Source organism: Myroides odoratimimus (assembly GCF_001485415.1).
Taxonomy (GTDB): Bacteria; Bacteroidota; Bacteroidia; order Flavobacteriales; family Flavobacteriaceae; genus Flavobacterium; species Flavobacterium odoratimimum.
Genome location: NZ_BCMQ01000027.1, coordinates 1 through 22,363, shown reverse-complemented (window position 1 = coordinate 22,363; position 22,363 = coordinate 1). Strand labels below are relative to the sequence as shown.

General features: G+C 33.8%; 19 protein-coding genes, 2 tRNA genes and 1 pseudogene. 13 read left to right on the top strand and 9 right to left on the bottom strand.

All coding sequences use genetic code 11. From position 1 onward, the window contains the following. Positions 1 to 266 precede the first annotated feature (266 nt). Both MODO_RS16370 and MODO_RS16365 read right to left on the bottom strand, forming a co-directional pair. Positions 267 to 1,640, bottom strand: a complete 1,374-nt coding sequence (locus tag MODO_RS16370) for a peptidylprolyl isomerase (RefSeq protein WP_006256796.1) — start codon at positions 1,638 to 1,640, stop codon at positions 267 to 269. Then, entirely contained in the window at positions 1,627 to 2,496 is an 870-nt protein-coding gene (locus MODO_RS16365; protein ID WP_006256797.1) for a hypothetical protein, read from the bottom strand. Before MODO_RS16365 ends, MODO_RS16370 begins: the two co-directional genes overlap by 14 nt. Before the next feature lie 390 nt (positions 2,497 to 2,886). On the opposite strand from MODO_RS16365, the gene MODO_RS16360 reads away from it, so the two are divergent. Further along, positions 2,887 to 4,479, top strand: a complete 1,593-nt coding sequence (locus MODO_RS16360) for a peptide chain release factor 3 (protein WP_006256798.1) — start codon at positions 2,887 to 2,889, stop codon at positions 4,477 to 4,479. Between the two features lie 404 nt (positions 4,480 to 4,883). Here MODO_RS16360 and MODO_RS16355 read toward each other — a convergent pair whose 3' ends face one another. Both MODO_RS16355 and MODO_RS16350 read right to left on the bottom strand, forming a co-directional pair. Next, positions 4,884 to 5,399, bottom strand: a complete 516-nt coding sequence (locus tag MODO_RS16355) for a hypothetical protein (RefSeq protein ID WP_006256799.1) — start codon at positions 5,397 to 5,399, stop codon at positions 4,884 to 4,886. Between the two features lie 138 nt (positions 5,400 to 5,537). Beyond that, positions 5,538 to 6,194, bottom strand: coding sequence for an HAD family hydrolase (locus MODO_RS16350; protein ID WP_006256800.1), 657 nt, complete (start codon positions 6,192 to 6,194; stop codon positions 5,538 to 5,540). 100 nt (positions 6,195 to 6,294) lie between these two features. Between MODO_RS16350 and MODO_RS16345 the strand changes: the two genes are divergently transcribed. The 6 genes from MODO_RS16345 (at position 6,295) to MODO_RS16320 (ending at position 11,406) form a co-directional block, all read left to right on the top strand. Then, positions 6,295 to 6,837 carry an RNA polymerase sigma factor gene (locus MODO_RS16345; RefSeq protein ID WP_006256801.1) on the top strand — a complete coding sequence of 181 codons (543 nt, stop codon included), beginning with the start codon at positions 6,295 to 6,297 and terminating at the stop codon, positions 6,835 to 6,837. 43 nt (positions 6,838 to 6,880) lie between these two features. Next, the gene (locus MODO_RS16340) at positions 6,881 to 7,294 is read left to right on the top strand and encodes a hypothetical protein (RefSeq protein ID WP_006256802.1); all 414 of its coding nucleotides are present in this window, start codon (positions 6,881 to 6,883) and stop codon (positions 7,292 to 7,294) included. Between the two features lie 4 nt (positions 7,295 to 7,298). After that, a complete protein-coding gene (locus tag MODO_RS16335; RefSeq protein WP_006256803.1) occupies positions 7,299 to 7,730 on the top strand; it encodes a hypothetical protein in 432 nt (143 codons plus the stop codon). Between the two features lie 89 nt (positions 7,731 to 7,819). Further along, a complete protein-coding gene (locus MODO_RS16330; protein ID WP_006256804.1) occupies positions 7,820 to 9,031 on the top strand; it encodes an RsmB/NOP family class I SAM-dependent RNA methyltransferase in 1,212 nt (403 codons plus the stop codon). Between the two features lie 76 nt (positions 9,032 to 9,107). Further along, positions 9,108 to 10,061: an endonuclease I family protein gene (locus tag MODO_RS16325; protein ID WP_006256805.1), complete on the top strand. Its 954-nt coding sequence runs from the start codon at positions 9,108 to 9,110 to the stop codon at positions 10,059 to 10,061. A 310-nt stretch (positions 10,062 to 10,371) separates the two neighbouring features. Continuing rightward, on the top strand, positions 10,372 to 11,406 hold the full coding sequence (locus tag MODO_RS16320) for an endonuclease I family protein (protein WP_006256806.1): 1,035 nt from the start codon (positions 10,372 to 10,374) through the stop codon (positions 11,404 to 11,406). A gap of 289 nt (positions 11,407 to 11,695) precedes the next feature. Here MODO_RS16320 and MODO_RS16315 read toward each other — a convergent pair whose 3' ends face one another. Then, entirely contained in the window at positions 11,696 to 12,346 is a 651-nt protein-coding gene (locus MODO_RS16315) for a DedA family protein (RefSeq protein ID WP_039851641.1), read from the bottom strand. A 366-nt stretch (positions 12,347 to 12,712) separates the two neighbouring features. Here MODO_RS16315 and MODO_RS16310 point away from each other — a divergent pair. After that, positions 12,713 to 12,786, top strand: a tRNA-Met gene (locus MODO_RS16310). Positions 12,787 to 12,911: 125 nt separating this feature from the next. Next, positions 12,912 to 13,904 carry an endonuclease I family protein gene (locus MODO_RS16305; RefSeq protein ID WP_006256808.1) on the top strand — a complete coding sequence of 331 codons (993 nt, stop codon included), beginning with the start codon at positions 12,912 to 12,914 and terminating at the stop codon, positions 13,902 to 13,904. 44 nt (positions 13,905 to 13,948) lie between these two features. Here MODO_RS16305 and MODO_RS16300 read toward each other — a convergent pair whose 3' ends face one another. Together MODO_RS16300 and MODO_RS16295 are read right to left on the bottom strand one after the other, a co-directional pair. Then, positions 13,949 to 14,620, bottom strand: a complete 672-nt coding sequence (locus MODO_RS16300) for a sterol desaturase family protein (RefSeq protein ID WP_006256810.1) — start codon at positions 14,618 to 14,620, stop codon at positions 13,949 to 13,951. A 38-nt stretch (positions 14,621 to 14,658) separates the two neighbouring features. Then, positions 14,659 to 15,666: a 3-oxoacyl-ACP synthase III family protein gene (locus MODO_RS16295; RefSeq protein ID WP_006256811.1), complete on the bottom strand. Its 1,008-nt coding sequence runs from the start codon at positions 15,664 to 15,666 to the stop codon at positions 14,659 to 14,661. A gap of 61 nt (positions 15,667 to 15,727) precedes the next feature. Between MODO_RS16295 and MODO_RS16290 the strand changes: the two genes are divergently transcribed. Beyond that, positions 15,728 to 18,229 carry an alpha/beta hydrolase family protein gene (locus MODO_RS16290; protein WP_006256812.1) on the top strand — a complete coding sequence of 834 codons (2,502 nt, stop codon included), beginning with the start codon at positions 15,728 to 15,730 and terminating at the stop codon, positions 18,227 to 18,229. Between the two features lie 80 nt (positions 18,230 to 18,309). Here the strand turns inward: MODO_RS16290 and MODO_RS16285 are convergent, their stop codons facing one another. Next, complete coding sequence (locus tag MODO_RS16285; RefSeq protein ID WP_006256813.1) at positions 18,310 to 19,272, bottom strand: ABC transporter ATP-binding protein; 963 nt, start codon at positions 19,270 to 19,272, stop codon at positions 18,310 to 18,312. A gap of 120 nt (positions 19,273 to 19,392) precedes the next feature. Further along, a complete protein-coding gene (gene trxB / locus MODO_RS16280; protein WP_006256814.1) occupies positions 19,393 to 20,334 on the bottom strand; it encodes a thioredoxin-disulfide reductase in 942 nt (313 codons plus the stop codon). A gap of 170 nt (positions 20,335 to 20,504) precedes the next feature. Between trxB and MODO_RS16275 the strand changes: the two genes are divergently transcribed. The 3 genes and pseudogenes from MODO_RS16275 to MODO_RS19725 all read left to right on the top strand — a co-directional run. After that, a tRNA-Pro gene (locus MODO_RS16275) sits at positions 20,505 to 20,579 on the top strand. Between the two features lie 299 nt (positions 20,580 to 20,878). Next, complete coding sequence (locus tag MODO_RS16270) at positions 20,879 to 22,141, top strand: site-specific integrase (protein WP_059051426.1); 1,263 nt, start codon at positions 20,879 to 20,881, stop codon at positions 22,139 to 22,141. Positions 22,142 to 22,253: 112 nt separating this feature from the next. Then, positions 22,254 to 22,363, top strand: a pseudogene (locus MODO_RS19725) (helix-turn-helix domain-containing protein); the annotation flags it as partial.

Below are 22,363 nucleotides of genomic sequence, written 5' to 3'. Positions count from 1 at the left end.
ATTTTTGTCAGCACAAATTTAAGCAAACTAATTTATTTTCAAAAGTTTTTAATGAATCCTACAAATACAAAAAATATTATTTACAAACATTCTTCTTTACTGAATTAAATTCAATAGTTTTAATAAACAGAACCTCTTTTTCTGAAATTAATTAATTTTTAATGCTTAATATATCATATTGCGATATTTATCCCCTAAACATAAAAAAAACGACATTCTAGCCTATTGCTAAAATGTCGTTTTCATTCCTTCAGATTATTATATTCTTATTTTTTAAGCCAATTATTACGGAATGTACAATTACGAAATTCCCCCTGAATGTTAATATAAGCGTCATTTACCTTACGAGATACCCATTTATTCACTTCTTCAGCTTGTTTTTTATTTAAAGCCATATTTCTAACCTTCGTATAATCCTCTGCAAAATCAATTTTATGCTCTGCATATTTCTTATTGATTGTTACTATACGATAGTATTTCTCTTGTTTTTGCATATCGTTCTTTAATGCCACTTGAGATACTTCACCTTCTTTTAGATTAGACACTAAGAAATATAGTTCTCTATCTTCCATATTATTCAATTCAAAACGTGGGTCTAATGATCTAGGATCTTTCATAATACCACCATTTTGTTTTGTATCCTTATCATCTGACTCACTCGCTGCAGCAGCTGCGAATGTAATCTCCTTATTAGCAATCTTTGTACGGATATTCTCTGCCCTTTTTTTAGCTTCTTCTAATGCAGCATCAGTTGGTTTTGGTTTTAATAAGATATGTCTTAGATCTAAGTGTTGTCCACGTATCTTCTCTAAGTATATGATATGATATCCGTATTCTGACTCGAATGGTTCAGAGATCTCTCCCTCTGCCATGTTGAATGCTACCTCTTTAAACTCTTTTACGAAAGGAGACTTTTTAGTGATAGAATAGAATCCTCCATTACTAGCAGACCCTCTATCATCTGTGAATAGTACCGCTTTACTAAAGAAACTAGCACCATTCTCTAATACGTCTTTCTTCATCTCATTCAGACGATCGATTACTTTTTGCTTTTGCTCTTTAGAAATCTCTGGTTTAATCACAATCTCAGCTATCTCTACCTCATCCCCTACAGTTGGCAACTGATCTTTAGGAATCTCGTTAAAGAACTGACGTACTTCTTCTGGAGTAATAGTTACCTTCTCCACGATATGCTGTTGCATATTCTGTGTCAGTTTATTTTGCTTTACAATTTCAAATAATGCCTCACGTAGCTCCTCTTCATTCTTTTTATTATAGAACTGGATGATCTTATCTATAGAACCTACATCCTCCACCATACGGTTGATTTGTTCGTTCATAAAACTTGTCACCTCAGCATCTGTTACCTCTAAACTGTCTTGTACAGCCTGGTGAGCAAATAATTTATCCTCCAATAGTTTTTCAAACAAATCACATCTTGATAAATCACCTGTAGGGATACGTTGTGCCTTAAGCTCTATCAACGTTTTATCAATTTCTGATTCTAAGATAATGTAATCTCCTACTACTCCTACTACTCCATCTATTTTTCTACCCTGTTTAGTCTGCCCTTGCGCAAATCCTACAAAAGAAAGAGCTAGCCCTAAAGCTACCATTACCTTCTTATTAAAAAACTTCATACCTTTTATTTTTTTTAGCATCCTTTAATATATCTTCTTCGTATTGTTTTAGTAATTCCATTTTACGATCATTAATGACCATCATCTTTAGTGATTTCTTTAAATAACTAAAAGGAATTACACTTCCTCTAGGTAATACTGTATTCACTTTTACAAAATAAGTACTATTTTCTTCTTCTACCTCAAAAAAGGCATTGTTTTTTAAGTAATTATCTTTATTGTTATTATTTAAGAAAGGAAGCTTCTCATATATCTGCTTCACATCCACCCATATAGAGTCATTTAGAGCATACGATTTCATGTGCAGAGACATTCCATCTAACTTCTCATGATCTTCTTTTCGAGACGAACTAAAGTACTTTCTGATTGTACTATAATTACTATTATCCTTTAAGACATTAGCATAAGACATTCTCACTAGCATATCTTCTACAAGAAAATTACTCTTATACTTATCATAATACACTCTCAAGTCTTTCTCTTGAATAATTGTATCTATACTCTTCTGTACTAGTTTTTCTAGATAATCCTTTATTAGCAAATCACTTTTAAATTGATCGACTAATTTATCTATTTCTTCTTTCTTATCACTAGATAGATTAAACTCCGCAGCTTCTATCAATAATTTTTTAGTAGCCCACTTATCTATAAACCGAGTCACGATAGCTAGACTATCCTGCTTATCAGCACTAGAAGGAACAATACCATGTACCTCATCTCTGTCTAGATAAGTATCATTTACCCTTGCTACAGCATTCTCCTTAGACCCAGTGCTACCAAGCTTATCACAAGATACCACCATAGCACCACATAACATACTCAAAAACAAGGTTCCTACTAAGCGATATTTATTCATACACTATTTCTATTTATGAAACTAATTCCCAAAAATACTTATTTTAAAACAAAGTTTTATAACCAAAAATAAGTTACTTTCTAATTCTACCCCACTCCTTCTAAATTCCAACACACAATAATACAAATCTTTACTAAAGTACCTACACTAGTTAACGAAGTATTGATAATAATTATGTAATTATTTTACATAAAGGATAACTCCTTTCCTTTCTAAATATTGCTTTTTTATACTATCAACGTGAGTTCTACTATCTACTCTAACCATCGCTATCCCATTACATCAGTCTATCTGAGTATGAAATAGCAACTAAATGTATACATCATTCTCCAAAAAACAACTTTTAATTCCGCAAAATATAAGTACTTTTGTACCTTAAATTTTTTAATAATGAGTTTTTTAAAGGAAATAGATCGTAGACGTACATTTGGTGTAATTGCTCACCCTGATGCTGGTAAGACAACATTAACTGAAAAGTTACTACTTTTTGGTGGAGCTATTCAAGAAGCTGGTGCAGTAAAAAACAACAAGATTAAAAAAGGAGCTACTTCCGATTTTATGGAGATTGAACGCCAACGTGGTATTTCTGTTGCAACTTCGGTTCTTGCATTTAATTATAAAGACAAAAAGATTAATATTCTAGATACACCTGGTCACAAGGATTTCGCTGAAGATACGTTCAGAACACTGACTGCAGTAGACAGTGTTATCGTAGTAATTGACGTTGCGAAAGGGGTCGAGGAACAGACTGAGAAGCTTGTAGAAGTATGTAGAATGCGTAACATACCAATGATCGTATTCATCAACAAACTTGACCGTGAAGGACGTGATGCTTTTGAACTAATGGATGAAGTAGAACAAAAACTTCAACTAAAAGTAACTCCTTTAAGTTTCCCTATCGGAATGGGGTACGACTTTAAAGGTATCTATAATATCTGGGAAAAGAATATCAACTTATTCAGTGAAGATAGCCGTAAGAACATTGAAGAAACAATCAATGTATCTGACCTAGCATCTCCTGAACTAGACAAATTAGTAGGTGAGAAATCTGCTAATAACCTACGTGATGAATTAGAAATCATAGAAGGTATCTACCCAGAATTTGACAGAGAAGAGTATATCAGTGGTAACTTACAACCAGTATTCTTTGGTTCTGCGTTAAACAACTTTGGGGTACGTGAACTATTAGATTGTTTTATCCAAATCGCTCCTTCTCCTCGTGCTAAAGAATCTAGTACAAGAGTAGTAGAGCCTAAAGAAAATACATTCTCAGGATTTGTATTTAAGATACATGCTAATATGGACCCTAAACACAGAGACCGTCTAGCATTCATCAAAATTGTATCTGGTACATTTGAGAGAAATACTCCTTACTTACACGTAAGACAAGGTAAGAAGCTTAAGTTCTCTAGCCCGAATGCTTTCTTCGCTGAGAAAAAAGAAATCGTAGATGTATCTTATGCTGGAGATATCGTAGGGTTACACGATACTGGTAACTTTAAGATCGGAGACACATTGACTGAAGGAGAAATCATGCAGTTCACAGGTATTCCTAGTTTCTCACCTGAGCACTTCCGTTATATCAACAACGCTGACCCACTTAAATCTAAACAATTAGAGAAAGGTATCGATCAGTTAATGGATGAAGGGGTAGCACAGTTATTCACCCTAGAGATGAATGGTCGTAAAGTAATCGGTACTGTAGGAGCACTTCAGTACGAGGTTATCCAATACCGTTTAGAGCACGAATACGGAGCTAAATGTACGTATGAGAACTTCCCTGCTTATAAAGCATGTTGGGTACGTCCAGAAGATCCTAAAAACGAAGAGTTCAAAGAATTCAAACGTATAAAACAGAAGTTCCTAGCTTTTGATAAATCAGGGCAACTAGTATTCTTAGCAGATAGTGAATTCTCTATCCAAATGACACAAAGTAAATTCCCTACTGTGAAGCTAGCATTCACATCAGAAGAAATTAAATAGTCAATATACTATAAAATATAAAATCGCTTAAGAGATAATCTTAAGCGATTTTTTTTTGATTCAATCTTCTCTTAGGTAAGAGAATACCACAACCAAGTGGCAACTACATCATATTCTTCATACAAGTAACTCCTCAACTTTTAAAAACTTCAGATTGATATACATACACATTGTTATCCTCTTACCCTGCACCCTGCTATTACACTCACATCACTCTCTATCGAAACAAATACATACTCAATCTAGTCTAAGTCTATAGTCACTCCGTTTATTTAGCTAAAATAACGGAGTCAATACGGACTCATAACGGACTCAAGGCAACTAAAACTAAACGAACCTAACTAGTAGATACAAAAAAAGCTACACCGAAGTGTAGCTTTCTATATCTTTAACAAAGTCTAAGATTAGAATCTCTTCATTTGTTCTTTCATCATTTTAATTTGGTCTTTTAACATCCCTTGTTTATCAAGCTTCTGCGCTTCCCCTAGAAGTTTAGTAGCTTCTAGCTTACGTCTCTTCGTCATCGCAATACCTGCTAACTGAAGTTTAGCCATTGCTAAATCTTGATCCATGTTTAATCCAAGTTCTACAGCCTTCTTCATATACTTCTCTGAAGCATTTAAGTTAGTCTGAGAAGTCATGATTCCCATTAAGTAGTTATAATATCCATTCTGCTTACGCACTAATGCTGTCTCTGGATTTTTGATTTTATTCAACCATTTTTGGGCACCGTCAAAATCTTGTTTTCTCAATTTTAAGAAAGCTAATAAGATAAACTCATTTTTATAGTAAAGTAATATTACTAATGAAATAAGGAACAATAAGAAAATACCGTTACCAATATTACCTTCTACAAATTGCCAAACTGATACTGCGAATAATACCGCAGCGATACCTAATTTAATATATCTATGAAACATCTACTTAATAAGCTTTTATTATAAAGAACGCAAAGTTAATAATTTCTATCCATTATAAAAATAAAAGAAAGTCAAATTAAACGCCTTTACATTCCTAAATCATTATATTTCTCTTATCGACTTTTTATCTACTCTACCTTAGAGTTGGATGACATAGTCTGCATCTATCGTCGTAAAATCATGGACGATATAGTTAGCCCCTGTATAGTCTTGCTGTTTAGAGTTAGCGCTCTTATATCCTATCACCTTAATACCTGCTGCATTAGCTGCCTTGATACCATTAGTACTATCTTCTATCACGATGCAGTCCTCTTTATCACTATACTTCGCTAGTGAAGCTGCCTTTAAGAATATCGCTGGGTCTGGCTTAGACTTAGGAAGATCCTCTCCACTTACGATATGTGTAAAGAACGGATACAGCCCAAAACGAGTAAACACTCTGTCTATCGTACTCTTAGATGCTGATGATCCTACGATAAGCTCTATCCCTTTAGCATGTAATCCTTCTATCAAGTCTCGTACACCATCTATTAGTTCTAGATCAGGCTTGGTATCAAAAGATTCGTTGAACAACGCTCTTTTTCTCAATACCATGTCCGGAATATTACCTTCTACACCATATATTTCTTTTATGCGCTCATACGTATTCTTAGTAGAGTGCCCTGTAAAGGAATTATATACGTGCTCTGAAACTTCTATTCCCAATTCTTTAAAGTGACTGTGATATGCATAACGGTGTACCGGCTCAGTATCTACAATCACCCCGTCCATATCAAATATAACCGTCTTGATCATTTTTTTTCTGACAAAAATAATCCTTTATATCAATATACTGACTTTATTTATCTACATTTACTTCTCTCATCCAAAAACAAACTATAAAATATCAAAACTCTTGTCTGACGAAATTTCACTCTTACATCGATTACAAAATAACGACACAAAGCATGAAGCATTTCGTGAATTACTAAGCCTCTATCAGCAGCGCTTATATATGCATATCCGTACTATCGTGTTGAATCACGATGATACAGATGATGTGCTACAAGAAGTATTTATAAAAATCTACCAAAACATAGATACCTTCAAGGGGAATAGTCAATTGTTCTCATGGATGTATAGAATAGCGACTAATCAAGCACTAGATTTTCTAAAGTCAAAAAGTAGAAAAATGCAACTAGAAGATGATGAGCTAAATGAGTATCTAGTCAATCAACTAGAAGCAGACAGTCTATTCGATGGGGATGAAGCAGAACTCATATTACAAAAGGCAATAGCGTCATTACCTCAAAAACAACAACTCGTCTTCAAGATGAAATACTATGAAGATCTAGACTACCAGACTATATCAGAAATTTTAGAGACTAGTGTAGGAGCACTAAAAGCTTCTTATCACCACGCAGTAAAGAAAATAGAACTTTTTATAGAGTCAAATTAAACCTTTGTACTTTTTAATCGTCTAACTAATAAAGGAGAAGAATATGGACAATAAATATTTAAATACGAAAGATCCTAAAGGCACTTTTAAAGTACCTGAAGACTACTTTGCTAATCTAGAGCATAGAGTATTAGCTAATATTGACTCTTCTATCACTCCTACTCCTAAGGTAGTACCTCTGTATAAAAACCGTTATATTTGGACCGCTGCAGCAGCGGCTATTGCATTGCTGTTTGGTATTACGTTCTTCTTTACTCCAGATTCTAATACTTTAAATAAAGATAGTATAGAGAGTTACTTAGAATACAATCAAAGCTTCTCTTTAAACAATGACATTATCAATGCATTAGATGAACAGGACTTCAACGATTTAAAAGATAATATAGAAATAAAACAATCCCAAATAGATCATTATGTGTTATCACATATTGATATCGAGTATTACTTAAATGAATAATACAATGAAACAATTATTAAGTATTTTAATGGTGCTTATGTTTAGTGTAACTACTTATGCACAAGACAAACATGATCAGATTAGATCATTAAAAGTTGCTCATATTACAGCCGAATTAAACTTGAGTAGCGAACAAGCCGAAAAGTTCTTACCGATTTACATCGCTTATGATAAGAAGATGTCAGAACTACGACACACTAATGTATTTAAATACATCAAAAACGCAGATATACAAGACTTAAACAAGCTAAGTGATAAAGAAGCGAATAAAAAAGTACAGGAACTAATAGACTTCGAAGAATCTTATTCTTCTGCTCGAATCAAGTTTGTAGAAGATGCTAAAAAAATCATAGGTGAAAAGAAAATTCTTATTCTAAAGAAAGCAGAAGACGACTTTAACCGTCAACTCCTAAAAAAGTATAAAGACAAGAAGTAATTCTATTTAACTTAAAATAATATTAATCCATACCTATAAAGCCCACAAATCAACGTATATTTGTGGGCTATTTTATATATAATATAATAATGAGATTACACAGAAACCTTGTATTTACAGTTATAGACTCTATTTTAGCTATATTCAACGATGGTGAGTATGCAGATAAAATGGTAGCTAGAGCCTTGAAAAAAGATAAACGCTGGGGAAGCGCTGATAGAAAATTCGTAGCTGAGACTATCTATGAAATCGTAAGATGGAGAAGACTATATGCTGAAATAGCAGAAGTAAAAGACCCTATAAACAGAGATGACGCTTGGAGAATATTCGCTGTTTGGGCTGTACTTAGAGGTTATACATTACCGGACTGGAAATACTTCGAAAACACACCTGCAAGACGTATTAAAGGTAGATTCGACGAATTAAACAAAACACGTAAATTCAGAGAGTCTATTCCTGACTGGATGGATGAATTAGGTGTGAAAGAATTAGGTGAAGAAAAATGGACGAAAGAACTTGCTGCTCAGAATAAACAAGCTAGCGTGATCTTACGTGTGAATACTTTAAAAACAACTAGACAAAAACTATATGGTATTCTGATGGATCTAGATATAGAGACTATTATGCCTGAAGAATATCCTGATGCATTAATCCTTAAAGAAAGAGCGAATGTATTTATGACAGATGCTTTTAAAGAAGGATTATTCGAAGTACAAGATGCTTCTTCTCAGTTAGTAGCTAGACTGTTAGATGTAAAACCTGGAATGCGTGTAGTAGATACATGTGCGGGTGCGGGCGGTAAGACGCTACACTTAGCTTCTCTTATGGAGAATAAAGGGCAAATCATAGCAATGGATATCTATGAGAGCAAACAAAAGCAATTAAAGATCAGAGCGAAGCGAAACGGAGCTTTTAATATCGAGTACAGAATCATAGAAGGTACTAAAACGATTAAAAAACTACATGACAAGGCTGATCGTCTATTAATAGATGCACCATGTAGTGGATTAGGAGTATTAAAAAGAAACCCTGATAGCAAATGGAAGCTTAGACCTGAGTTCGTAGAAGAAATTAAGCAAGTACAAGAGCAAGTATTACAAGATTATTCTAAGATACTTAAAGCTGGTGGTAAGATGGTATATGCTACCTGCTCTATTCTTCCTTCTGAAAATGAACTACAGATAGAAAAGTTCTTAAAATCAGATGCTGGTAAAGACTTTAAACTGATCGAAGATCATAAAATTCTATCTAGTGAGTCTGGTTTTGATGGATTCTATATGGCTTTATTAGAGAAAAAATAAACCTACCGATAACAAAAGCCTGTTTTACCTTAAAACAGGCTTTTTACTTATATACTCCTTTTGATATTTCTGACGTATGAAAACCAACTTCCTTATAGCCTCAATATCTCTTTTAGTACTTACGCTAGGTGCATGTGATAAAAAGAGTAATACAAACTTTACTCCTATTTATTCCACTGGAGAAGTACCTACTACTGATGTAAAAGCCACTGAAAACAGTAAGGCTACTACCACTGGTTTTTTCTCTATCCCTACGTCTGAACAAGATTATTACCAAGGAGTAGATTTCACTAAAACAGGTCTAGCGCTAAAACAAGAGCTAACAGAACTAAGCACTCGTAAACACGTAAGAGAATTAAGCTATAAAGAAATATGGGAAGCTACCAAAGCAACTGACCTAACACCTGAAGGTAATGAGGTATATCTATTATATGGTCATAAAGGAGTACGCACAGGCACCACAGCGTATACCAGAGGTAAGCAGAGTAATGGTGGTGGTCAAGGACAATGGAACAGAGAACACACTTATGCTAAATCTCTAGGCACACCTAATCTAAATGAAGCTGGTCCAGGGGCAGATGCACATCATCTAAGAGCTGCAGATGTCAAATGGAATAGTATTAGAGGAAATAAACCATTCGTACAAGGTAGTGGTACTTCTAAACTAGTAGGAGATTATTGGTATCCTGGCGATGAGTGGAAAGGAGATGTGGCGCGTATGATGATGTATATGTATATCCGTTATGAGAATAGATGCATCCCTAAGTATACTCCTAAAGGAAATAATGGAAGAAATGCTGGTGTGGTAGTCGGTACTACTAATAAGATAGATCCAAATATGATTAATCTATTGCTAGAATGGAATGCTGAAGATCCTGTCTCTGAAATCGAGAGATACAGAAATGAGTATCATGCTAACACGAAGAATAAATATGCTCAAGGAAACAGAAATCCCTTTATAGACAACCCTTATCTAGCTACTCAAATCTGGGGCGGCCCAGAAGCAAAAAACAACTGGACAAAAGAATAACTGTACAATTTTAGATACACAAAAAGGACAATCTGACGGATTGTCCTTTTTTTTAGTCTTATCTCTTCCTTATTCCTCTAAAAACGCCTCAGTAATTAATACTAAAAGACCTAAAAAAATAAATTTCTTCTCGTACTGCCAATAAATAACAATATCATACTTCCAATTTTTGCGTATATACAAGAATATTCACAAACCCTCTTCATCACCTAAACTTAGAGAATAGAATAAGTAACTTGCAAGCTAATAGAATAGCGCAATAATTATTCATTCTATTGTAAAAAACAGAATAATAAATCACTTACCAAACATGAAAAAAACATTACTTGTATTAGCAGGATTAGCCGTCTTCGCTACTTCTTGTACGAAAGACCCTATTATTACCGAACCTACTGAATCGACAGAAAAGCCAGGTAACGGTGGCGAAGAAAAACCTGACGAAGGAGGAAGTATCACTCCTAATCCTGGAGACTACATCATCCCTGCTCAATACCAACAGTATTACAGCAAGCTAGACTTCACTAAAGAGGGAACACAGCTAAAACAACAGTTAGCAAAACTAGTGAAAGATACTCATATCCCACAGAGTTATACACCTGGTATCTGGGAAGCTACAGAATTCACTGATCAAGATCCAGAGAATAAAGATAATGTTCTTCAGATTTATGGTTGGCCAGATAAAGATACTAAGGGTGATATCACTAAAATGAGATCTGTCCCTAAAGAACATAAGAATAATGGTACTAATCCTTCAATGCCAGTTACTTCTAAATGGGAAAGAGAACATGTATTCGCTAAAGCATTAGCTGTAGATAAAGCTAAAAATCAAAAAGCCTTAACAACTACATATTCTGATGATAAACCAACTGCAATAGAAGATATCGCTGGACATGATGCACATCACTTACGTGCAATCAATAGATCTACGAACTCATCTAGAAGTAATAACAAATTTGTAGATGGTAGTGGAAATTCAAAAAAAGTAGGTAAAGAATACTATTTCCCTGGTGATGAATGGAAAGGAGATGTAGCTCGTATGATGATGTATATGCATATCCGCTATGAAAACGAAAATGGAGGAGGATATACTAAAGCTACTAAAGTAGGAATACCTAGAGATGCTAAAGCTGGTGTATTAAGCGATGAAATGATTGACTTATTCTTAAAATGGAATGCAGAAGATCCTGTAGATGAAATAGAGAGAAGACGTAATGAATACCACGGTAACCCGAATAATCCTAACTATAAATATTCTCAAGGTAACCGTAACCCATTCATTGACAACCCTGAATTAGCTACTCGTATCTGGGGTGGTCCTAAGGCAGAAAACAAATGGAGTAAATAGCATAACCCTATTATAAATAAAAGCTAGAAGTCAGTACATGATTTCTAGCTTTTTTTTATTATATCTAGTGTCTACACTATCACATTAACTCAGTACTACAAAACAACTCTACTTCACAATTCTTTCATTAGCTCTAAAACTATACTAGAGTGCACTTAAGTCTTAATATGGACTATCTTGTATTGTATTGTTTCTTTTATACATCACTATCACATATTTTTTGGATAAAGACATAAAAAAACCAATGCTTATCACATTGGTTCTATCGTTTATTATTTAAATTAATATTCTATTCAATTGCTTTTTTGCTTTGTACTTTAGCCTTTATAAACTCATATACAATAGGCAATACAGACACTACTATAATCAGAAGCACAATTTTAGAGAAATTATCTTTTACAAAAGGTATATTCCCTAAGAAATATCCCGCTAAAGTAAGCCCTAATACCCATACTATCCCTCCTACTACATTATAAGTCATAAATATTCCGTATCTCATCTTTCCAATACCTGCTACAAAAGGAGCTAACGTACGAACTATAGGGACAAATCGAGCAATAACGATGGTGCGCTCTCCATACTTCTCATAAAAAGACTGTGTCTTATCTAGGTGCTCTTGTTTCACTACTTGTTTACCAAACAATTTAAACTCCGTAAGACGCATCCCTACTTTTCGCCCAAGATAGTAGTTTAAAGAGTCTCCTGTAATGGCTGCTACTAGAAGAATCGCAATGGTTAATACTATATTCAGTTCATCTGACTGAGCTACTAACATTCCTGTTGCGAAGAGAAGCGAGTCACCAGGTAAAAAAGGCATAACCACTAAGCCTGTCTCAACAAAAATGATTAAAAACAAAATAACGTATAACCACGTTCCGTATTGCTCTATAAAGATGTGCAAATACTTATCAATGTGAAAAAGATAATCTAATAGTTCCATGCCCTCAAAGATATATATCAAAACAATTTCTAAAAGAAATTTCACAAAATTATAACAATGTGTACCCTTTTGAGAATCTATGTAAAAACATAGCCCTATACTTTATTTAAAATACAAAAAATAGTGTAAGAAATTTCATCTATCCTTATTCTACTTCGTAAAAACGGTGTTTTATTATAGAAAATAGATTAGAATAAAAATATTTCAAAAAAAATAAAAAAATATTTACTCAGTAAACTTTTCATTCTAAATAGGTTAAACTAATCGTGTCATTTATTTTAAAAATAACTCGTAAAAACAGTTTGGAGAACCCATAAATACTACTATATTTGCACTCGCAATACGGAAGTAATGCAGACCAAAAATGGCGAGGTAGCTCAGTCGGTTAGAGCGCAGGATTCATAACCCTGAGGTCACGGGTTCAACTCCCGTCTTCGCTACAAGGCAAAAGGACATCTATATAAAGATGTCCTTTTTTTATTTGGTTTATTTTGGACACTTTCCGTCATTATCATTTTTAATTAAGTAATTTTGTCATAACAGAAACAATAAAACATAATTACCAATGATTAAAAGATTTAGTATAATACTATGTCTTGCTATATTATCTTTTTCTTGCTCAAAAGAAGATAATGCTATAATAGACAAACCTATCCCTGAAGATCCAAATCCTCCGATCATAGACAACAATCTATATGATTCAAATAATTATATTCCAGTAACAAAGGAAGAAATAGCTTACTATAAAGATATTGATCTAAATTTAAGAGGATTAAAATTAAAAGCTTCTTTAAACAAACTAGTTACTCAGACTCATCGACACTTAAAGTACACACCTGATGTATGGAATGCTTCAAAAATAACCGATGAAGATCCAGATAACCCAAACAACGTTTTATTAATCTATGGTTGGCCTCATGGAGAAAGTAATAAAGATGTACATTCACGATCTTTAGATAAAGAACGCAGAAATACAAGTGGAACAAACAATCCTAATCTGAGAGATAAACTATGGGAACGTGAACACGTATATGCAAAGTCACTTGCTAATCCAAAACTAGTTACAGATAAGTATTCTGGTTATACAGAAATAGGTCTGATTGCAGGAACCGATGTCCACAACCTTCGTCCTATTAATGGTGAGTGGAATAATACTAGAAGTAATCTAAAATTTGTAGATGGTAAAGGTAATTCAGGTAAAAGAGGAAACTACTGGTACCCTGGTGAAGAGTGGAAAGGTGATGTGGCTAGAATGATGATGTATATGTTTGTGCGATATGAACAGCAATGTCATCCAGGAGCTATTGGAGAAGGATCTATTCTGTTCTTTAATAGAGGTGAAAGAGATGGCATGATTGACTTATTCTTAAAATGGAATGAAGAAGATCCTGTGTCTGAAATAGAGAGAAAACGTAATGAATATCACGGTAACCCAAATAACCAATATTCTCAAGGGAATAGAAATCCTTTTATTGACAACCCTTATTTAGCAAATCTAATATGGGGAAATGATAATGGTAAACTTAAGTTATCAGAAAACAAATGGGCTAAAAAATAATACTCTTTATAAAAAAAACGACTATCAGATTGATAGTCGTTTTTTTATTTATTTTTCTTTTCAAACATAAGTTCTTTTACCTTCTCTTTATCTTCTTTCTCCTTATCTAAATCGAACATTGTTCCGAATACTCGATCCCAAAAAGTATTACTTACACCGAAGCCCATTTCTTCATCTTTATAGTGATGCAAATGATGGTTACGCCATAGTGGCTTCATAAACTTAAAGGGTGGTGCAAATGCATGAATAGCATAATGCATCGATGCATATAATAAATACCCTATTATAAAACCAGGATAAAAACCAAATGTATATCTACCCATAATCAGATAATGTAATCCAAAAAGTACAGAAGCTAATATAATACTAGGCACAGGAGGCATAAACAATCGCTGTCTATCTCGAGGATAATGGTGATGATTGCCATGCATAATATAAGCAAACCTCTGCGCATTCGGTTTATCACTTATTAAATGAAAAATATAACGATGTGCTAGATATTCAAAAAAAGTCCAGAATATCATTCCTCCAAAGAATAGAAGAACAAGATTCTGGACTGAAAAGTTGTAATCTGTATACCCAAGATATACTATATATGATAATACAGGAATATACATCCCCCAAATAACTGCAGGATGTCCCTTAGTAAGCATTTCTAAATAAGGATTCTTAAATAATCTAGCCTGACCCTTATTGTGGATTTTATCAAATTTCATAACTACATTAACTTAATTAAAGCTAATATAATTATTTTTTACCACTTAATAATAACACTTCCCCAAGTAAATCCACTTCCAAAAGCTGCTAATACAACTAAATCACCTTCTTTAATCTTACCCGCTTCCCAAGCTTCTGTTAAAGCTATTGGCACAGAAGCAGCGGTTGTGTTTCCGTATTTTTGGATATTATTAAATACTTGGTCATCTGATAAACCAAACTTCTGTTGAATAAATTGAGAGATTCTTAAATTAGCTTGATGCGGGATTAACATATTAATATCTGATATCTGTAGACCATTTGCTTCTAATCCTTCATTAATCACCTCGCTAAAACGAACTACTGCATTTTTAAACACAAACTGTCCATTCATATGCGGAGTGTAACTAACATCGTCTGGGTCATTATCTTTTAAGATATCTGTTACCCATCTACCTCCCATTCCTGGTGCTAATAAAGCTAATTCTTCTGCATGCTCTCCCTGTGAGTGGATATGTGTAGATAATAATCCTTGTTCTTCATTCTCAGAGCGAGTCAATACTGCTGCTCCAGCTCCATCACCAAAAATAACAGACACACCTCTACCTCTAGTGGTCATATCTAAACCTGTAGAGTGTACTTCTGACCCTACGACAAGTACATTTTTATACATCCCTGTTTTAATATACTGATCTGCTATAGACAAAGCATAGATAAAACCTGAACACTGCGCACGAATATCTAATGCTGCAACAGTATTTAATCCTAATTCACGTTGTAACATTACCCCTGGTCCTGGGAAATAATAATCAGGGCTCAAAGTAGCAAATACGACAAAGTCAATATCCTCAGCCTCTACTCCTGCTCTTTCCATCGCTATACGAGCAGCCTTTACTCCCATTCCAGAAGTTGTATCTTCTTCTAATGCTTTGTGTCTTCTTTCATGTATACCTGTTCTCTCTACAATCCATTCATGGTTAGTGTCCATTATCTTTGCCAGGTCGTCATTGGTCACTACATTCTCAGGAACGTAATATCCTAATCCGCTTATTTTTGATCTAAACATTTTTAAAAAAATTGGTTTACGAGCTACAAAAATACACTAATAACTAAAAACTTAAACATTTTTGCCACAAAAAGGCTATACACTAACAGAACACTCAATAATTTCATTTATATTAGCCAACCTAACGTTAAAACTAACCATAATGAGAATCATCAAAACAACCTTATTATCCCTATTTTTGATTAGTTCTATGTACGCACAAGAAAATGTTACATATCAAAAGCCATCTCAAGAAATTCTAGAATTAGCTGACTTCGAAAGAGCACCTGCTATATCTATGGACAACAAAATGGAATATATGCTTCTAAGCTATAGAAGTACATATAAAACATTAATGGATTTGAATGTAAATGAAATGAGACTTGCTGGTTTACGTATCGATGTAAACACTAATATTTCAAGCACAGTAACTTATATTACTAACCTAAAAGTTAGAAAAATAAAAGATACTCAAGAAATACAAGTAAAAGGATTACCAGCTAATCCTAGAATTACTAATATTACTTGGTCTCCTGATCAATCAAAATTAGCATTCACTAACACTGCTGAAAACGGTGTGGAACTTTGGATCTTAGACGTAAAAACTGCTCAAGCAACTAAACTTACTGAGGCAAATTTAAATGCAAACATCGGTAACCCTATTACTTGGTTTAAGGATAGCCAATCTTTATTGATTAACCAAATCCCTGCTAATAGACCTGCATTAATCGATACTTCTAAAAACCTACCAACAGGCCCTATCGTATCTGTAAGTGAAGGTGTTGTTTCTCAAAACAGAACATACCAAGATTTATTAAAGAATAAAACTGACGAGGCTAACTTCGAAACTTTAGTTACGTCTGAATTATATAAAATAGACCTAAAAGGAAATAAAACACTTTTCAAAAAAGGAGATTTATTTGTTGGTTCTAGTTTCTCTCCTGATGGAGAATATTTAATGGTTACTACATTACAGAAACCATTCTCTTACTTAGTATCACTAAACCGTTTTCCTATGAAAACTGTAGTTTATGACAAAGCGGGTAACTTAGTAAAAGAAGTAAATGATATTCCTTTAAATGAAATTATGCCTAAAGGTTTTATGGCTACACGTGAAGGAAAAAGAAGTATGGGATGGAGAGCTGATAAAGCTGCTACTATTTATTATGTAGAAGCTCTAGATGGTGGTGATCCTGCTAAAGATGTACCTTTCAGAGACGAAGTATTCACTTGGGACGCTCCATTTACTGATGCTCCTAAATCTATCGTTAAGCTATCTCAACGTTATGGTGGTATCACTTGGGGAGACGACAACTTAGCTTTAGTAGGTGACCAATGGTATGACACTAGAAATACTAGAACGTTCATTATCGATCCTTCTAAATTTAATGATGCGCCAGTAAAAATAGAAGATAGAAACTCACAAGACGTATACAGTGATCCAGGTACATTCGAATTAAAAAGAAATGAGTTTGATCGTTATGTACTAGCAAAAGAAAACAATAAACTTTTCTTAATAGGACAAGGTTATACTGCTAAAGGACAATTCCCTTTCATTGATGAGTTCGATTTAAAAACATTAAAAACAAAAAGATTGTACCAGTCTAATTACACAGATAAAAAAGAGACTATTCAATCTATAGAAGATGTTAAGAAAGGACTAGTATTAGTTGCTATTCAGTCAGCTACTGAATATCCTAACTACTACTTCAGAAATATCAATAAGAAGAATGACTTAAAAGCAATCACTTCATTTAAAAATCCTTTCAGCTCTTTAAACGGAGTACACAAAGAGGTGATTAAATATAAGAGAGAAGATGGTTTAGAATTATCTGGTACTTTATATTTACCTGCAGGATATGATATCAAAGCTAAGAAGGAGAAATTACCTCTATTAATCTGGGCTTACCCTGCTGAGTACAAAGACAAAAATAGTGCTGCACAAGTAACACATAACCCTAATGAGTTTACATTCCCTTCTTATGGATCATTTATCTACTGGGTGACGAAAGGATACGCGGTATTAGATGATGCTGCATTCCCTATCGTAGGAGAAGGTAAAGAAGAGCCTAATGATACTTATGTAGAACAATTAGTAGCAAATGGTAAAGCAGCTATTGATGCTGTAGATGCATTAGGATATATCGATAGAAAGAGAGTAGCTGTAGGAGGACACTCTTATGGAGCATTTATGACTGCTAACTTACTTACACATTCAGACTTATTTGCAGCTGGTATTGCACGTAGTGGAGCTTACAACAGAACATTAACTCCATTTGGTTTCCAAACAGAACAAAGAAACTATTGGGAAGTTCCTGAAGTATACAATACAATGTCTCCATTCATGAATGCTAGTAAAATGAAAACTCCAATGTTATTAGTACACGGTGAAGCAGATAATAACCCTGGAACATTTACATTACAAACAGAGCGTTACTTCCAAGCTTTAAAAGGACTAGGAGCACCTGTAAGAATGGTTATCCTTCCTAAAGAAAGTCATGGATATGCTGCTAAAGAAAACATCTTCCACCTATTATGGGAACAAGATCAATTCTTAGAGAAAAATGTAAAAAACAAAAAATAGTATATTTTAAAAGCTCAGCAATTGCTGAGCTTTTTTTGATTTATACAAAAAACGCCACTTAATTAAAGTGGCGTTTTTTATTATTGAAATTTCTTTAAAGCTAGTTTAATCTTAGTCCTTTTTTCGATATTAAAAGGATGATCAAAGAATACTACTCTATCCTCATTAAAGAAAGTTTTTATCATATAACCATCTCCTTTAAAATAAGAATCAAGTACCTCTACCTCTATTTGTCCTTTTTGTTTTGAAAGCATTAACTGGTGAGGATATATTAGCAATAATTCATCTTCTTCAAAAGAAGTTGTAAAGTCCGAGATATATAATTCATTCACCTCTCCGAATAAAGATGCTACATACTTATTCAAGGGGAACTCATATACATCCTTCGTTTCTCCCATATCCACTAACTCACCATCTTTTAATACAATTGTCTCGTCAGCAAAACTCAATGCATCTATACTATCATGAGTAGCTACTATACACGTAATTCCTTTTTCTTTTAAATAAGCAAATAGATTACGTCTAAGCAGACTTCTTCTCGAATAATCAATATGACTAAATGGTTCATCTAATAATAGAATCTCTGGCTCTAATGCAAGTACACGAGCTATAGCAACACGTTGTTGTTGTCCACCACTTAAGTGTTTTACTTTTACATCTGCATATTCATCTAAATCTACTAATGTCAAAAGCTCTTTTATACGATGCTCTTTCTCTTCCATATAAAAGTTAGAAAGATACTTACCTATATTTTCTTTTACAGAAGTAAAAGGCATTAAATCGAAATCTTGAGCTAGGTACCTCATTTCATCTATTCCAGGAACCAAATGATATGCAGGCCCTAAAACTTGCTTGTTATTCCAGTGAATCTCTCCTTGATCTAAATCTTGTAAACCATAAATCAATTTTAACAAAGTACTCTTGCCACATCCACTTTCTCCCAACAGAGCAACATGCTGTCCTTTTTCGACAACCAAGCTAAGGTTATTAATAACTGTTTTTTCTTCTAAGTAACTAAATGATATATTTTTAAGTAAAAGCATTTCTATTTTTTTTGAAAAACAAATATAATAATATCCCTTTAAGCACTATATAATATTAACTTTTAATAATAAAAAAGGGAACCACTATTGGGTTCCCTTATATACTGTATTCAATACAAATTACTTAGCAGCTAAATAACGCTCAGCATCTAATGCTGCAATACATCCTGAACCTGCAGCTGTAATAGCTTGTCTATAATCTTTATCCTGTACATCTCCACAAGCAAAAACTCCTTCTACATTCGTTTTACTAGTCTTTCCTTGAGTGATTAAGTATCCTGTTTCATCCATCTCTAATTCTTCTTTAAAGATATCCGTATTAGGTTTATGACCTATAGCCACGAAGAAACCTGTAGCTTCAATATCTTTCTCTTCACCTGTGATATTATTTTTCACACGAACACCTGTTACTACATTACCATCACCTAATATATCTACTGTAGACGTATTCATTAGGATTTCGATGTTTTCAGTATTACGTACACGTTCCTCCATAATACGAGATGAACGGAACTTATCACTACGCACTAGCATAGTAACTTTTTTACATAATTTAGATAAGTAATGAGCTTCCTCACAAGCTGAATCTCCAGCTCCTACGATTACTACTTCTTGGTTTCTATAAAAGAATCCGTCACAAACTGCACATGCAGATACTCCTCCTCCTAATGATAAATAGTGTTGCTCTGATGGTAATCCTAAATACATCGCTGTAGCACCAGTAGAGATAATAACAGTATCAGCATGAATCTCCGTTGTTTCATTTACCCATACTTTCTTTACATCTCCTTTTAGTTCAGCCTTAGTTACCCATCCATCACGGATATCAGCACCGAAGCGTTGTGCTTGTGCCTGTAATTGCATCATCATTTCAGGTCCTGTAACTCCTTCTGGATATCCAGGGAAGTTCTCTACTTCATTTGTTGTTGTTAATTGTCCTCCCGGTTGTAGACCTTGATAAAGTACAGGTGCCATATTAGCACGCGCTGCATATATCGCTGCTGTATAACCAGCAGGTCCAGAACCTATAATTAAACACTTTACTCTTTCTATATCAGACATAATGATTTGTTTTATTGTTAGCGTAACAAAAATAGTTTTTTTATCCTCGTTTCAAAACAACAAACAAGAGAAAAAACAAATAGTCAAATAATTTTTATTTATTCCTTTTTTTTCTTGCATACAAAAAAAATTATACTACCTTTGCACTCGCAATGACAAAATAAGTCTAGCGGGGTGTAGCGTAGCCCGGTCATCGCGCCTGCTTTGGGAGCAGGAGGTCGCAGGTTCGAATCCTGCCACCCCGACTTTTTCGGCATCAGAATGTGCCTAAATCCGTAAGTATCAATTACTTACGGATTTTTTTATTTTTAAATATATCATAATAATCCATTGTAAATCAATCTAAATGTGAGCTATTAGGTGAGCTATTTTTAAAAGGTAAATTAGCTCACCGAATCGAGTTTAACTAATTGTATTTCAACAAATTAAATACAATTTATTTTAGTTTAATTCAGTGCTTTTTGGTCTTGTTTGAATACTATTCAGGTGAGTAGTTTTTTAAAACCATATCAAAACAGTTCGGTTAACATTAAAATAGATTGATATGAAAACAAAAAACACATTTGGAATACACTTCATTATACGTGTTTCTAATTCAAACAAAACAGCCCCATCCCTTATATACGCTAGGGTTACAGTAAACGGGCAACGAACAGAAATTTCTTTAAAACTAAAAATATCCCCTACTTCTTGGGATAGTATTAAAGGAAAAGCAAAAGGAAAAAGTGAGGACACGGTTCGAATCAACGCACATATTGAGCGAGTACGTTCCCTCATTACAGATGCCTATCATCAATTAGTTCAACAAAAAAGAGTTGTCTCTATAGGAGCAGTTAAAAACATCTTTCTCGGACATGATGATACAGAATCATCACTTTTAAAGCTTATAGACTATCACAGAGAGATTGCTACAAGTAAATTAGCTTATGGTACGCTAAAGAACTACTTCTCTACGGAAAAGTACCTTAAAAGCTATTTGCGTAAAGTACACAATCGAACTGACATCTATTTAAGTGAGATTAACTACAAATTTATCTTCGACTTTGAAAACTTCTTGAGAAACTGTAAACCGATTCACAAGCATCAACCATTAAATAACAATGGTATTATGAAACACATTGAAAGATTTAAAAAGTTAATCAACTTAGCTATTACAATGGAATGGATGGAGAAAGATCCCTTTACCAAATATAAACTTCAATTTGAGAAGACAGAAAGAGGACACCTAACTAAATCAGAACTTGAAATCCTTGTCAACAAGAATTTCGCTATTGAACGATTACAATCCGTTCTTGATATGTTTTTGTTTAGTTGTTATACTGGTTTAGCCTATATAGACATCTTTCACTTAGCACCTCAAAATATAGCTAAAGGAAGCGATGGAAAAGATTGGATTATATCAAGCAGAGAGAAAACTAAAATACCTGTAAGGGTTCCGCTATTACCTGAAGCTTTAGAACTAATTGAAAAATACAAAGACCATCCTATTGCTTTTGCCAAAGGTAAACTGTTTCCAGTTATTAGTAACCAACGAATGAATGGTTACTTAAAAGAAATTGCTACCATATGTGAAATAGATAAGAATCTATCTTTTCACTTAGCCAGACATACCTTTGCCACAACCGTTACACTAAACAATGGTGTGCCAATTGAGTCAGTGAGTAAGATGCTTGGACATACCGCTATTCGAACAACCCAGATATATGCGAAGGTATTAGAACATAAACTGGGTGAAGATATGGACAACCTAAGAGAAAGAAGACTTATTCAGGAAAATCACAAATACAACTTTGAAGAGTCAAATTAAACCTCCCAAAGACAACAGAACTAAACCAAGACATACAAATTGTTATTTAGGGTTAGAACTAAGCTTATAGCAGCTTAAAACAAATCAAAACTAACCCTAAATACTATTAATTATGAAAGTAGAATTTATAACAAAAGAAGACCTTGAGATTTTTAAACAAGAGATTATTACTGAGATAAGAAGGTATAGTCCTTTTAATAGAAAGAAAGATCAAGAAATAAA

Coding starts and splice junctions, on each gene's coding strand:
- MODO_RS16370 (WP_006256796.1), bottom strand. CDS start 1,640: ATGAAGTTTTTTAATAAGAAGGTAATGGTAGCTTTAGGGCTAGCTCTT.
- MODO_RS16365 (WP_006256797.1), bottom strand. CDS start 2,496: ATGAATAAATATCGCTTAGTAGGAACCTTGTTTTTGAGTATGTTATGT.
- MODO_RS16360 (WP_006256798.1), top strand. CDS start 2,887: ATGAGTTTTTTAAAGGAAATAGATCGTAGACGTACATTTGGTGTAATT.
- MODO_RS16355 (WP_006256799.1), bottom strand. CDS start 5,399: ATGTTTCATAGATATATTAAATTAGGTATCGCTGCGGTATTATTCGCA.
- MODO_RS16350 (WP_006256800.1), bottom strand. CDS start 6,194: ATGATCAAGACGGTTATATTTGATATGGACGGGGTGATTGTAGATACT.
- MODO_RS16340 (WP_006256802.1), top strand. CDS start 6,881: ATGGACAATAAATATTTAAATACGAAAGATCCTAAAGGCACTTTTAAA.
- MODO_RS16335 (WP_006256803.1), top strand. CDS start 7,299: ATGAAACAATTATTAAGTATTTTAATGGTGCTTATGTTTAGTGTAACT.
- MODO_RS16330 (WP_006256804.1), top strand. CDS start 7,820: ATGAGATTACACAGAAACCTTGTATTTACAGTTATAGACTCTATTTTA.
- MODO_RS16325 (WP_006256805.1), top strand. CDS start 9,108: ATGAAAACCAACTTCCTTATAGCCTCAATATCTCTTTTAGTACTTACG.
- MODO_RS16320 (WP_006256806.1), top strand. CDS start 10,372: ATGAAAAAAACATTACTTGTATTAGCAGGATTAGCCGTCTTCGCTACT.
- MODO_RS16315 (WP_039851641.1), bottom strand. CDS start 12,346: ATGGAACTATTAGATTATCTTTTTCACATTGATAAGTATTTGCACATC.
- MODO_RS16305 (WP_006256808.1), top strand. CDS start 12,912: ATGATTAAAAGATTTAGTATAATACTATGTCTTGCTATATTATCTTTT.
- MODO_RS16300 (WP_006256810.1), bottom strand. CDS start 14,620: ATGAAATTTGATAAAATCCACAATAAGGGTCAGGCTAGATTATTTAAG.
- MODO_RS16295 (WP_006256811.1), bottom strand. CDS start 15,666: ATGTTTAGATCAAAAATAAGCGGATTAGGATATTACGTTCCTGAGAAT.
- MODO_RS16285 (WP_006256813.1), bottom strand. CDS start 19,272: ATGCTTTTACTTAAAAATATATCATTTAGTTACTTAGAAGAAAAAACA.
- trxB (WP_006256814.1), bottom strand. CDS start 20,334: ATGTCTGATATAGAAAGAGTAAAGTGTTTAATTATAGGTTCTGGACCT.
- MODO_RS16270 (WP_059051426.1), top strand. CDS start 20,879: ATGAAAACAAAAAACACATTTGGAATACACTTCATTATACGTGTTTCT.